This is a genomic window from Streptococcus mitis B6 (assembly GCF_000027165.1).
GTDB lineage: Bacteria > Bacillota > Bacilli > Lactobacillales > Streptococcaceae > Streptococcus > Streptococcus mitis_AR.
In genome coordinates, this window is record NC_013853.1 from 1,238,057 (window position 1) to 1,251,265 (window position 13,209).

Here is a 13,209-nt window from a genome sequence, read left to right on the forward strand (position 1 = left end):
AAGAACCTTTATTTAGTAGATCTTGTTTTTGTCTCTTTTGGTGTGCTCTTTTTGTACTAGATTTTCTAGTACTTTATCATCTATGAAAATCAAAAAACTAGAAAGCTATGCTCCTCTTGGGTTGGGTTAGGCAACTCCAAGTTAGTTTGACGAGTTTTTCAACGAGGATAATAGAGTTTTGACAGTGACTTTGGGCTCTACTAGATAAAGTAGAGCTTTTTGTTATGCACTATCGATATTCTAGAAAGGGCAATCATATGATAAAAATCAATCACCTGACCATCACACAAAATAAAGATTTACGAGACCTTGTCTCTGACTTAAACATGACCATCCAAGACGGGGAAAAAGTAGCTATTATTGGCGAAGAAGGAAATGGCAAATCAACCTTGCTTAAAACTTTAATGGGGGAAGCTTTGCCTGATTTCACTATTAAGGGAGAGATTCAATCTGATTATCAATCAATAGCCTACATTCCTCAAAAACTCCCCGAAGAGCTGAAAAAGAAAAGTCTACACGACTACTTCTTTTTAGATACTATTGATTTAGACTACAGTATCCTCTATCGTTTGGCTGAGGAGTTACATTTTGATAGCGATCGCTTTGCTAGTGACCAAGAGATTGGCAGTCTATCAGGGGGTGAAGCTTTGAAAATTCAGCTTATCCATGAGTTAGCCAAACCCTTTGAGATTCTATTTTTAGATGAACCTTCAAATGACCTGGACCTTGAAACAGTTGATTGGCTAAAAGGTCAGATTCTCAAAATTAGGCAAACTATTATTTTCATTTCCCATGATGAAGACTTTCTTTCTCAAACGGCTGATACTATTGTCCACTTGCGACTGGTCAAGCACCGTAAAGAAGCAGAAACGCTAGTCGAGCATTTAGACTATGATCGCTATAGCGACCAGAGAAAGGCTAATTTTGCCAAACAAAGCCAGCAAGCTGCTAACGACCAAAGAGCCTATGATAAAACCATGGAAAAGCATCGGCGAGTCAAGCAAAATGTAGAAACTGCACTTCGAGCTACCAAAGACAGTACTGCCGGTCGCCTATTGGCTAAAAAGATGAAAACTGTCCTCTCTCAAGAAAAACGCTACGAAAGGGCAGCTCAGTCCATGACCCAAAAGCCACTTGAAGAGGAAGAAATCAGACTTTTCTTCTCAGATATACAGCCATTACCGGCATCTAAAGTCTTAATCCAACTGGAAAAAGAAAATTTGTCCATTGATGACCGTATTTTGGCTCAGGAACTACAACTAACTATCCGTGGCCAAGAAAAAATCGGTATCATTGGGCCAAATGGTATTGGGAAATCAACTCTGTTAGCCAAGTTACAGAGACTTCTGAATGATAAAAGAGAGATTTCACTTGGTTATATGCCACAAGATTACCACAAAAAACTGCCATTGGATTTATCACCAATAGCCTATCTCAGTAAAACTGGGGAAAAAGAGGAACTACAGAAAATCCAATCTCACCTAGCCAGTCTCAATTTCAGTTATCCAGAGATGCAGCATCAAATTCGCTCCTTATCTGGCGGACAACAGGGAAAACTCCTGCTTTTGGATTTAGTCTTGTGCAAACCAAACTTTCTCCTGTTGGATGAACCCACACGAAACTTTTCTCCAACTTCTCAACCCCAAATCAGAAAACTCTTTGCCACTTATCCTGGCGGTCTCATCACTGTTTCGCATGACCGTCGTTTCTTAAAAGAGGTCTGCTCGACTATCTATCGCTTGACAGAACATGGTTTGGAGCTAGTTAATTTAGAAGATGTATAAATTTGCAACATAGTAGATAGGTGGGGCAAAAACACAATTTTAGGAGAAAAAGAAGTAAATCTTCCCATAATAAAACGCATAATATCAAGTTTTTTGCACACCTGATATTATGCGTTTTTCAGACTTTAAAGACTTTTTCCCAGCCTTCATTTTACATATGTTTTAAACGTTCAATCCGTTCTGAGATAGGTGGGTGGGTATAAAATAGTTTTTGGAACCCTCCCCCTTTCTTAGGATCATTGATATAGAGTGCACTGCTGGCATCGTCGACAGGACGACTCATCGGTTTACTGTTATCCAACTTACGTAGAGCATTTATCATCCCTTGAGGATTACGAGTCAACTCGACACTGGAAGCATCAGCTAGGAATTCCCTCTGACGAGAAATAGCGAGTTGCACCAAGGTTGCAGCGAGAGGTGCCAGCACAATAGCTAGGAGGGAAACCACTAGCATAATGATTTCTAAGCCATTTCCATCTCTGTCATCGTCACTTCGTCTGCGCTCTGCGCCACCCCACCACATCATACGACCTGCCATACTAGAAAGCATGGTGATAGCACTAGCGAGGGCGACAGCAATAGTCGAAATACGGATATCGTAATTACGAATATGACTAACCTCATGTCCCATAACAGCTTCTAGCTCCTCGCGATTCATGATAGCTAGGAGACCTGACGTCGCAGCAACCGCCGCATTTTGAGGATTAGAACCTGTCGCAAAGGCATTTAAGGCTGGATCATCAATGATGAAAACACGGGGCATAGGAATCTGAGCCACCATAGCCATATCTTCTACTACATGGTAGAGGTCTGGTGCCGTTTGCTCATCCACCTCACGCGCCCCGTTCATGGACATGACAATCTCTGTCGATTGAAAAATCATGGACAAGGCATAGATAAAGCCGATAATCAGTGCGATAACCAAACCACCAAGCCCAGACCGCATAAAGAGGTAACCAACCGCATAGCCAACAAGAGCTAAGAGTAGGAAAAATACCAGCAATAAAATCCACGTTTTTCGTTTATTGCTTGCAATTTGATCAAACAACATCTTAGTCACCTAAACCGCTAAAATCAACCTTAGGAACTGCCTTTTCCTCTTCTGGTGTTTGAAGGAAATCTGCTGCTTTAAATCCAAACATTCCAGCGATAATATTGCTTGGGAAAGTTTCTAATTTTACATTGTAGTTGCTGACAACACTGTTGTAGAGTTGACGAGAGTAAGAAATTTTATTTTCTGTATTGGTCAACTCCTCTTGCAATTTAACAAAGTTGGCACTGGCTTTCAAATCTGGATAGCTTTCTGCAACTGCAAAAATACCTGAAACCTGACGAGTAAGGGCATCACTAGCTTTCATAGCTTCTGCTGGTGAAGTCGCTGCTGCCACTTGGTTACGTAGTTCTGCCACCTTTTCAAGGGTAGAACCTTCATACTTAGCATAACCTTTTACAGTCTCAATCAAGTTTGGCAAGAGATCATTTCGACGTTTCAACTGAACATCAATCTGGCTCCAAGCCTCCTTGGTTTGCATACGATTTTTAACCAAACCGTTATAGCTAACAATCACAAAAATAACAATAAGAGCGATAACTCCAAGAATAATCCAAGTCATTATATAAGTCCTTTCTACTTTTAGATTAGTACCAGTATATCAAATTTTTTATGATTGTGGTAAAATAAGATGATACTAAAGAAGGAAATAACTATGAAACCAGAAACATTTTACAACTTGCTTGCCGAGCAGAATCTTCCACTTTCGTTTTTTTTAAAAGAACAATTTGAACGTTATTTTGAGCTCTTGGTCGAGTGGAATGAAAAGATTAATTTAACAGCCATTACGGACAAGGATGAAGTTTATCTCAAACATTTTTACGATTCGATTGCACCCATTCTGCAAGGTTTAATTCCCAATGAAACTATCAAACTTCTTGATATTGGAGCTGGGGCAGGATTTCCTAGTCTACCGATGAAAATCCTCTATCCTCAGTTAGATGTGACCATCATTGATTCGCTCAATAAGCGCATCAACTTCCTCCAACTCTTAGCTCAAGAACTGAATTTGGAAGGTGTTCACTTCTACCATGGACGTGCAGAAGACTTTGCCCAAGACAAGAACTTCCGTGCTCAATATGATTTTGTAACAGCTCGTGCGGTTGCCCGTATGCAGGTCTTGTCTGAATTGACCATTCCTTACCTTAAAGTTGGCGGAAAACTATTGGCACTCAAGGCCAGCAATGCTCCTGAGGAATTATTAGAAGCTAAGAATGCCCTCAACCTCCTTTTTAGTAAGGTCGAAGACAATCTCAGCTACGCTCTACCTAATGGAAATCCGCGCTACATCACAGTGGTAGAAAAGAAAAAAGAAACACCAAATAAATTTCCACGTAAGGCTGGCATGCCCAATAAACGCCCACTTTAATCTTTTTAGTAAAAAAATATTTACAAAGTCAGCCTCGCTCTTTTATTTTTAGGCTCGGGAAAAAATGATTTACAAAATCGGCCTCGCTCTTTTATTTCCAGGCTCGGGAAAAAATGATTTACAAAATCAGCCTCGCTCCTTTATTTCCAGGCTCGGGAAAAAATGATTTACAAAATCAGCCTCGCTCTTTTATTTTCAGGCTCGGGAAAAAATGATTTACAAAATCAGCCTCGCTCCTTTATTTCTAGGCTCGGGAAAAAATGATTTACAAAACCAGCCTCGCTCTTTTATTTTCAGGCTCGGGAAAAAATGATTTACAAAACCAGCCTCGCTCTTTTATTTTCAGGCTCGGGAAAAAATGATTTACAAAACCAGCCTCGCTCTTTTATTTTCAGGCTCGGGAAAAAATGATTTACAAAACCAGCCTCGCTCTTTTATTTTCAGGCTCGGGAAAAAATGATTTACAAAATCATTTTTTTCTGCTATACTATCACAAGCAAAGGTTTTTAATGTCATCCCGTGAGGTGACGAAGACGTAGAAATATTTGAAACTCTTTAAAGTCTAGATTTTAAAGAAGTCTTACTCTGAGGGCCTATTGCTGTAAAATAATGGGCTCTTTTTTGATAAACAAAAGTGAGGTTTATATGAAACAAGAATCAACTGTTGATTTGTTACTAGACGTTGACCAACGTCCTTCGGCTGGAAAAGGAATTCTCCTTAGTTTCCAACACGTTTTCGCTATGTTTGGTGCGACCATCTTGGTACCCTTGATTTTGGGAATGCCTGTATCTGTTGCCCTTTTTGCTTCAGGTGTTGGAACACTCATCTACATGATCGCAACTGGTTTTAGAGTTCCAGTTTATCTAGGATCATCATTCGCCTTTATCACAGCTATGTCCCTAGCTATGAAGGAACTAGGAGGGGATGTATCAGCTGCACAAACAGGGGTTATCCTTACAGGTTTTATCTATGTCCTTGTCGCTGCTGGTGTTCGTTTTGCAGGTACAAAATGGATTGATAAACTCTTGCCACCAATCATCATCGGACCTATGATTATCGTTATCGGTCTTGGACTTGCAGGTTCAGCAGTTACTAACGCTGGTCTTGTAGCGGACGGGAATTGGAAAAATGCTCTTGTAGCAGTTGTTACTTTCTTGATTGCTGCCTTTATCAATACAAAAGGAAAAGGCTTCCTACGAATCATTCCATTCCTCTTTGCCATTATCGGTGGTTACCTCTTCGCTCTAGCTCTTGGGCTAGTTGACTTTACACCAGTTCTTAAAGCTGACTGGTTTGAAATTCCTAGTTTCTACTTGCCATTTAGTACTGGTGGTGCCTTTAAAGAGTACAGTCTTTACTTTGGCCCAGAAACCATCGCTATCTTGCCAATCGCTATCGTAACAATTTCTGAACATATCGGAGACCATACTGTTTTGGGTCAAATCTGTGGTCGTCAATTCTTGAAAGAACCAGGTCTTCACCGTACTCTTCTTGGTGACGGTATCGCAACTTCTGTTTCTGCCTTCCTTGGTGGACCAGCCAATACAACTTATGGAGAAAATACAGGGGTTATCGGTATGACTCGTATCGCTTCTGTCTCAGTTATCCGTAACGCTGCCTTCATCGCGATTGCCCTTAGCTTCCTTGGTAAATTCACTGCCTTGATTTCAACTATTCCAAACGCTGTACTTGGTGGTATGTCAATCCTTCTCTATGGTGTTATCGCCAGCAACGGTTTGAAGGTATTGATCAAAGAACGTGTTGATTTCGGTCAAATGCGTAATCTCATCATCGCAAGTGCTATGTTGGTTCTTGGACTTGGAGGAGCTATCCTTAAACTCGGTCCAGTTACCCTTTCAGGTACTGCCCTATCAGCGATGACAGGAATCATCTTGAACTTAATCTTGCCATACGAAAATAAAGACTAAGAGTCTAAACATATCAAAAAACGAGCATTTCCAATTGCGAAGTGCTCATTTTTTGATACTTAGAAGTGAGTGAATCCCCTCTAACGCTGTTTAATATGTTTCCCCTACTCTCATAGTCTCCCACTCTTTAACGTCAACAGAGAAGATTTTAGGGGCTTTTGTGTCTTCATCATACACTACAACAAAGTGACCTTTACTGTTCCAGAACTTACCTAAAATAGTACCATCATGTAAATCAGTACGCAACTTGCTTTCTTGACTTGTTGGGCTTTCTGTTTGTGCTATTTTAGTCTCTTGTTTGCTATCAATCCCAACAGTTACAAACCTTGACCCTATAATCATAAATAGACAAAACAATATTGCTCCAATCCCCACAAATTTAAACAAATTATAATCGCCATTATCTCTTTTCATGTTATCTTTTTATCTCTCTTTCTAACATCCCCCTAGAAGGCTCTCACAAGCCTCCTACAGCGTTTTAATACAGCTCACCCACACTCATAAGCTCCCATTCAGAAAAATCAACTTGGAAGACTTCTGGGGCTTTTGTAGTACCATTGTACACTACTATAAAATAGCCTTTTTCATTGTAAAACTTACTCAAAATCTCAGCGTCTTTCATTTCTGCTTTCAATCCACTATCTTCTATCTTTTTATTTATCTGTTGCTCTGTTTCTACTTCATTATTTCCTTGAGTTCCTAAGATATAACCACCAAAGCTTACCCAAAAGAAGATAAAAAGCATAAATACAATAGTTGCATATTTCAAAAAATTTAGTTCTTTCATTTCTTTATTATTCCTTTTTGTGTTAGTTGATACTATTTATATAGTTTTCTTAGTTCCTTAAATCCCAAGGGGTAAAAATAACCCCTTGCAGCCACACCATTTCATCAAGCCATCTAGAGAAATTGGCTTCTTTTGTCTCATCATCATACCACTCAAAATCTTCAATATAAGTTGAGTTTGCGATTAGCTTGAGACGCTTGTTTTGGTATTGGGAATCTAAATAGAATAGGGGGACCTCTTCACTATACAAGTTAGCGAGGAGCCGAACTCTTTTTGTATATTCTAATCGTTTTATTGAACCACTTTTTGAGATAGTTCTAGTGTATATGTTTTATATAATTGATGGCAAGCTTGGTTCTCTCCTACTTTAATTAAGGAAACACAAGGTAAGACAAGTTCTGACCAGATAGACTCTAGTATTTCCTCTCGATTTGGATGTTCTTCTAACTTAGCAACAATCTGAGGAGCCATCTTATAGTAGGATTCAATTTCCTCCTGACCACCATCTTGCAAAGCTAGATAAGAATCCCTGAATTTTCGCAAAGTCATCAATTCATCACAATCATCTGCCAATCCCTTGTAAGTTACAGCTGCTTCTGTCAAATAACAACCTCTTTGTTCAATCTGATAGTAAGCATCTGGTTCACCAAAAAATCCAGTTTTAGAGCGCACATATCTCTCTGCATCACTCCTACGTTGAAAAACAGCTACTTCTCTTCCCTTACGATATACAACAAATTCCATTTCTTTTTCCTCCCTATCTTACAATATTTAATAATTCCTCATAGCTAGAAACCACATCATAGATGTGCTGATCATTAATCAATCCAGCTTGTGCCAAAGCTTTAAAGTGAGCACGCGCACAGGCAATTTTTGCTTGCTCAGCTTGCTTTAATTGAAGACTAGACATAGAGCCTTTCGTTTCTGCAACAAAATAGATATGCTTGACACTTCCTTCACGGAAGGCAATTGCCCAGTCAGGGTTATAGTTCCCAAGCGGAGTAGCAATACTGAACTTCCCTGGTAGCTTCACATAAACACGAACATCCTCGTATTGTTCCAAAGATTCTTTAAAGGTCTTCTCCGTATTTGAATCAACTTTTACAAAATTGTAAATTCCTTTTTTGGATTCAAGTAAGTAATCATCTGATCTGTTAGCAGTTTCAGGATTGTCATAAAACAAGTCCATATCATACTCTTCACTTAATACATTATACTGAATATGCTTGATAATTTGACTTGCTTTTTGTTCATTAATTAGTTTTGAAACCTTAAGAATAAACTCTTCTGGATTTTGTTTAAACTTGTCAAATTGGTAGACATAGATTTTACTTAATATTTCCGCAACCAACTTACGAGTTAAACCAGTCTGATCAGCAATCTCCCCTAGCAAATCATATTTGGTCATAATCTGCGAATCCGTTAGATATTCTTGTTGGCGATCATTCTCAGCCACTGTCAGATGGAGACCTTCTTCCTTACTCATCTCAGTAGCGCTTGCTTGAGTTATATGAAAGCTTGGTTTGCTAACGACTAATTTCTCATTGATATAGTCAACCGAATGTTTTACCAATTCCGCATCATCAAACTCTACTTGGTAACTCGTCTTACGATTGATTTGCTTCCAGAGATTTAAAAATTCTTTTCGAGCAATATTTTCTTGATTGACCTCATTTGAGAATTGTATTACCGCATTATTGGCATTTTCAATTTCATACTGTCCAGCATGATAAACACTCTCCAATATCTCTACCAGCTTATCCTCATAACCTGCTAGCGTTTCAGACAGTTGTAACTGATGATTTTCTTTTGCAGTAAAATATTCTGTGGTCAATTGTCCTTCACGGTCTATATAGCCTTGTCGGATCAAATCAAAATGAATCGAATCTGCTTGTTCCTTGGTAATACGTATTGTTTGTCCTTCTTGATTGGTTAGAACTTTATTCGTAAAGAGAGTAACATCCACTTTTGCAGGACGATCTGCTAAAAGTTCTTTGATTTCTTCTTGTAGATTTCGAGCAAATTGATCATAGCTTTCATTTGCAATTACTGTCAGTTTATTGATTTCATGAACATCATTTCCTAGGAGTTCAAAATCCTGACGAATTCCATTTTGATCAACTGCCAAACGCATACCACGACCGATTTCTTGACGCTTTCCAACCTCTGCTGAAGATTTTTTGAGAGTACAAATTTGAAAGACATTAGGATTATCCCATCCCTCTCTTAGAGCTGAGTGAGAAAAGAGGAAACGAACTGGCTCTTCAAAGCTCAACAAACGCTCCTTGTCCTTCATAATCAAGTCATAGGCATCGGTGTCATTTGAAAGATTACTTTTCTTTTCACTGGTAGATTTATAATCCACAAAAATGGTCTTATCTGACTTCTTCACTTTATCTACCGAAAAGTAACCAGCATGAACTGAATTTCCTTCAAGATTAGCCTCCAAATACCTACGATAAGGAGTTGGTTCCTGTGTTTGGATAAACTGGTTTACTTGATTTCGGTATTCCTCTTCAAAAATCTGAGCATATTCACCATTATAGGCATCATTATGTTCATCATATTGTTTATACTTGGCCACTTCATCGATGAAAAATAAGGATAATACTTTAATTCTTCGATTATAAAGTTTACTTTCCTTTTCGATATGACTTTTTATAGTCTCTCGGATTTGAATTCTTCTGATGCTAGACTCATCCACTTCCCCTATCACTTCACCGACATGAAGTTCTTGCGTCACACCAACTTGAAGTTTGTTCTCTCTTGCATCAAAGTGACTAAGGGTCATTCCTTTATAAGCAGATAAATTCCCTGATTCAGCATACAAATCAAAGGGTTCTTCCACCACTTTCAATTTCCTTTTGACACCTGACTGCATTTTTACTTCAAACTCAATTTTTGCTTTGGGTGCTCCTGTTTTTTGTGGAATGATTTCTTGTAGATAAAGATAGCCTTGTGTCCCAGTCGTACCAGTTTGTTCAATAGCCTTAACCGCAATCTTCTTCACTAATTTTTGATTGTAAGCATCCATGGCATCCAATCTATAAACCATATCATGTTTTTCTTTATGGGTAGCCGAATAACGTAGTGTAAACAATGGCTTGAAATCTTTTAGTCCCATCTTGGTTTGTTTACCATTAGCAGACTGAGGTTCATCAATAATCATAATCGGATTCATAGCTGCCAGTACATCAATTGGACGGCGCCAACGGAAACTTTCCTGTTCAGAATGAATTCGTCGCGCATCTTTTCCTTTTGCATTAAAGGCTTGAATGTTAATGACCATGATTTGAAGGTCTGACGAATTGGCAAAACTATCCAAATCACCTAAACGTGAAGAATCGTAGACAAAATAGCGTGGTTGTTTGCCATACTCCACCTGAAAGTGACTTGACATGATCTGCAGAGACTTGAGAACTCCTTCACGAATGGCTACACTTGGAACGACAATAACAAACTTAAGCCATCCGTATCGTTTATTTAACTCCATAATGGTACGGATGTACGTGTAGGTCTTCCCTGTTCCCGTCTCCATCTCTATGGAAAAATTATAAGCTGGGTTGCCATTAACTCTATCAATAGAAAGACTTTCAGAAGGTCTTAATCCAAAACGAGTTTGTACGGCATGAACATTTTCTCGTATACTTGCTTGACTCAATTGAATCGGTGCATTTCGATAAGCATCTAAAACCAAATCTACCTCATCTGACTTGAGACGACCTGGATCCGCCATATACTGAACTCCAGTATGTTTGGCTTGCCCTTGAAATAAATCTGCAATAGCACTCACCGCATCCAACTGGAATTGTTGTTTTTTAAATTGTAATCTCATTGCAAATACCTCCCAAGAACAAGTAACTAAGAATAAATAAGATAATAACAATCGGTTGGATATTTACGAAAATATTATCCATACTAAAATCTAACTGTCTAATTTCTTTACACTTTGCTCTATGAAAATCGTACTCACTATGATTTTCTTGTTGCTGAAGAATAAGATTATATTTTTCTACTATAACTTTAAATTTAGCATTCTTCTTTTTAAAATTATAACCTTGTAGAGATAACCATTGAAGTGATTCTTTAAGTTTATTAATTTCTATATGGTGATAATGGAATTTCAAAGCACGTTCTCTATAGTTTAATGTGGACACATAATATTGAATGATAACTGTATACATAGAAAAACATCCTGAAACTACTTTTTTTATCAAACCTTCATTTGGAACTATCAATGAAATAACTAATAAGGCACTAGATAAAATAGCCATCCAAAGTAAATACATGTCCCACTTACTAGCATATCCCCCAAGTCGTTCACTAGCCAAAATACGAGCTCGCCTAACAATTTTTAGTTTTCTAATTTCATCTTGAATCATTTCATCAAGCTTATCAAGATTACTATTTTTGCTATTTTTGATATTTTTATTAAAACTCATAGCCTACACCACCTTCACTTTTGTATGAGGTGACAATTCTTTGAAGATTTCACTTACGTTAATCTTATCTGCTGAATTGGCAAATGAGCTATCACGGAAAACGGCACGGAGTGGTTGCGCTTGAGCGATGTGACGGATGACTTCTTCTGATATTTCATCTTCAAAACAAGCCATGAGTGATCCTTGATCTACATCATAAACTTCTGCGCCTGCTACTTTCTCCAAGTCAATGGCTAGTGACAGTTCCATTCCCCATGTTAGCATAACTTGGAAAAGTAAATCAAGGCCAGTACGTCCTTCCTTGATATTGGATACACTATCAAAAAGTTCTCCTTGGATAAATTGATCTGGCCGAGCTAAAACATCTTTAAAATTAGAAGAATCTAGTTTGTAAGCTTTGAATCCAAAATCTTGCTTGCCAACCAACTCTGGATGCTCCTCCTGAATCTTGATAGCAGCTCGACGAATTCGCTCCCGAGAAATCTGGTCAATAGTTTCATAACCTGCTTCTTTAGCAGCAGACTTATCTGCTACTTCTTCATCCAAAGTACACAAGATAAACTTACGATTTCCACCATCTTCAGCATTTAATTGCATGACTGCATGAGCAGTTGTTCCAGAGCCTGCAAAAAAATCAAAAAATATTGCTTCGGAATCAAAAATACTCAATATCCTCGTCATAAAACTCATTTGCTTAGGATTATCAAATTCAATCCCCATATTTTTTAACAACGCATAATCAGGTCTTTGATCATCACTCATAATGGATTTTGGACGTTGCTTGGAGTTTTCATTCAAATATCTCTTTATCGTTGGCAAACTTCCATCTGTATGGAAATGAATTCTATTATCATTTACAAGTTCTTGTAATTTTTCATTTTTATAGCGATATCCACCAGGAGGTACAGGGTCTTCTTGACATGTTAGAGGATTAAATAGAGGAGTCATATTCCCATTTTTTACGCCACCTAAATCACCTTTACGATATAATCCACGTTCATCAAAGTACCAGTAATTGGTAAAATCTATGAATCGTGGATACTTCGTTAATTCTTTTAATTCATATGTAATTTCTTCATTACTTAAACCAGCATTTTGTAATTGCTTTACCCTCTTTTTATACTCATTTATATTATTCTTATCTACAGACCATTTATTTTCACTATGTTTTTTTGCTAATTCTATTTCGTCTTTGGAATAAACTAGACAATATTCATGACTTACCGAAATATATAAACTTTGGTTCTTAGAACTATTTGTATTCCTAGTAATACTTGCTACAAAATTCTCCTCCCCAAATATCTCATCACAAATGGCTTTAAGATTAGCTTGTTCATTATCATCGATAGAGATAAAGATAACACCTGAATCCTTGAGGAGATTACGTGCTAGACGGAGACGTGGATACATCATATTGAGCCAGTCTGAGTGGTAACGGGCCGATGTCTTTTCATTTTTTGTGAGCCCAACGACCTGGCGTCCTTCTTCATCCAAAAGTTCCATATCTTCTTTCAGCTCTTCATCTGTTTTTTGGAACTTATCAGAGTATACAAAGTCTTTCCCTGTATTATAGGGGGGATCGATATAGATCATATCGATTTTTCCTAGATAGGATTCCTGTAAGATTTTCAAGACTTCTAAATTATCCCCAGTAATAAAGACATTTTCACTGTTTTCAAAGTCAACACTTTCATCAAGATCTGGTCTTAAGGTTTTGGTAGTTGGTCGCCCAGCTTCTGCGATAGCTTCACGCTTTCCAACCCAAGTAAACTCATAGGATTCTCGACCATCCACAATTTCCTCTGATAAAAACTGTTTAAGTTTCTCAAAGTCAATCGCAGGACCTA

General features: G+C 38.1%; 11 protein-coding genes. 3 read left to right on the top strand and 8 right to left on the bottom strand.

Going from position 1 to position 13,209, the window contains the following annotated elements:
- Positions 1-224: 224 nt before the first annotated feature.
- On the top strand, positions 225-1,784 hold the full coding sequence (locus SMI_RS06280) for an ATP-binding cassette domain-containing protein (RefSeq protein ID WP_012972526.1): 1,560 nt from the start codon (positions 225-227) through the stop codon (positions 1,782-1,784).
- 151 nt (positions 1,785-1,935) lie between these two features.
- Here SMI_RS06280 and htpX read toward each other — a convergent pair whose 3' ends face one another.
- Positions 1,936-2,835: a zinc metalloprotease HtpX gene (gene htpX, locus SMI_RS06285; protein ID WP_000895747.1), complete on the bottom strand. Its 900-nt coding sequence runs from the start codon at positions 2,833-2,835 to the stop codon at positions 1,936-1,938.
- A 1-nt stretch (position 2,836) separates the two neighbouring features.
- Complete coding sequence (locus SMI_RS06290) at positions 2,837-3,397, bottom strand: LemA family protein (RefSeq protein ID WP_000219822.1); 561 nt, start codon at positions 3,395-3,397, stop codon at positions 2,837-2,839.
- 93 nt (positions 3,398-3,490) lie between these two features.
- Here SMI_RS06290 and rsmG point away from each other — a divergent pair, with 93 nt between their 5' ends.
- Positions 3,491-4,204: a 16S rRNA (guanine(527)-N(7))-methyltransferase RsmG gene (rsmG, locus tag SMI_RS06295; RefSeq protein ID WP_000801940.1), complete on the top strand. Its 714-nt coding sequence runs from the start codon at positions 3,491-3,493 to the stop codon at positions 4,202-4,204.
- Positions 4,205-4,849: 645 nt separating this feature from the next.
- Positions 4,850-6,133, top strand: a complete 1,284-nt coding sequence (locus SMI_RS06300; protein ID WP_164925522.1) for a uracil-xanthine permease family protein — start codon at positions 4,850-4,852, stop codon at positions 6,131-6,133.
- A gap of 90 nt (positions 6,134-6,223) precedes the next feature.
- Here SMI_RS06300 and SMI_RS06305 read toward each other — a convergent pair whose 3' ends face one another.
- From SMI_RS06305 to SMI_RS06330, 6 genes are all read right to left on the bottom strand, one after another.
- Complete coding sequence (locus SMI_RS06305; protein ID WP_000817553.1) at positions 6,224-6,547, bottom strand: hypothetical protein; 324 nt, start codon at positions 6,545-6,547, stop codon at positions 6,224-6,226.
- 64 nt (positions 6,548-6,611) lie between these two features.
- Complete coding sequence (locus SMI_RS06310; RefSeq protein ID WP_000661403.1) at positions 6,612-6,920, bottom strand: hypothetical protein; 309 nt, start codon at positions 6,918-6,920, stop codon at positions 6,612-6,614.
- A gap of 291 nt (positions 6,921-7,211) precedes the next feature.
- On the bottom strand, positions 7,212-7,664 hold the full coding sequence (locus SMI_RS06315) for a CFI-box-CTERM domain-containing protein (protein WP_012972527.1): 453 nt from the start codon (positions 7,662-7,664) through the stop codon (positions 7,212-7,214).
- A 13-nt stretch (positions 7,665-7,677) separates the two neighbouring features.
- Positions 7,678-10,755 (bottom strand): type III restriction-modification system endonuclease, encoded by a 3,078-nt coding sequence (locus SMI_RS06320; RefSeq protein ID WP_001239259.1) that lies wholly within the window; start codon positions 10,753-10,755, stop codon positions 7,678-7,680.
- A complete protein-coding gene (locus tag SMI_RS06325; RefSeq protein ID WP_000009496.1) occupies positions 10,739-11,362 on the bottom strand; it encodes an SLATT domain-containing protein in 624 nt (207 codons plus the stop codon). Before SMI_RS06325 ends, SMI_RS06320 begins: the two co-directional genes overlap by 17 nt.
- A gap of 3 nt (positions 11,363-11,365) precedes the next feature.
- Entirely contained in the window at positions 11,366-13,156 is a 1,791-nt protein-coding gene (locus SMI_RS06330) for a site-specific DNA-methyltransferase (protein ID WP_164925561.1), read from the bottom strand.
- Positions 13,157-13,209: the final 53 nt, after the last annotated feature.

Coding starts and splice junctions, on each gene's coding strand:
- SMI_RS06280 (WP_012972526.1), top strand. CDS start 225: ATGCACTATCGATATTCTAGAAAGGGCAATCATATGATAAAAATCAAT.
- htpX (WP_000895747.1), bottom strand. CDS start 2,835: ATGTTGTTTGATCAAATTGCAAGCAATAAACGAAAAACGTGGATTTTA.
- SMI_RS06290 (WP_000219822.1), bottom strand. CDS start 3,397: ATGACTTGGATTATTCTTGGAGTTATCGCTCTTATTGTTATTTTTGTG.
- rsmG (WP_000801940.1), top strand. CDS start 3,491: ATGAAACCAGAAACATTTTACAACTTGCTTGCCGAGCAGAATCTTCCA.
- SMI_RS06300 (WP_164925522.1), top strand. CDS start 4,850: ATGAAACAAGAATCAACTGTTGATTTGTTACTAGACGTTGACCAACGT.
- SMI_RS06305 (WP_000817553.1), bottom strand. CDS start 6,547: ATGAAAAGAGATAATGGCGATTATAATTTGTTTAAATTTGTGGGGATT.
- SMI_RS06310 (WP_000661403.1), bottom strand. CDS start 6,920: ATGAAAGAACTAAATTTTTTGAAATATGCAACTATTGTATTTATGCTT.
- SMI_RS06315 (WP_012972527.1), bottom strand. CDS start 7,664: ATGGAATTTGTTGTATATCGTAAGGGAAGAGAAGTAGCTGTTTTTCAA.
- SMI_RS06320 (WP_001239259.1), bottom strand. CDS start 10,755: ATGAGATTACAATTTAAAAAACAACAATTCCAGTTGGATGCGGTGAGT.
- SMI_RS06325 (WP_000009496.1), bottom strand. CDS start 11,362: ATGAGTTTTAATAAAAATATCAAAAATAGCAAAAATAGTAATCTTGAT.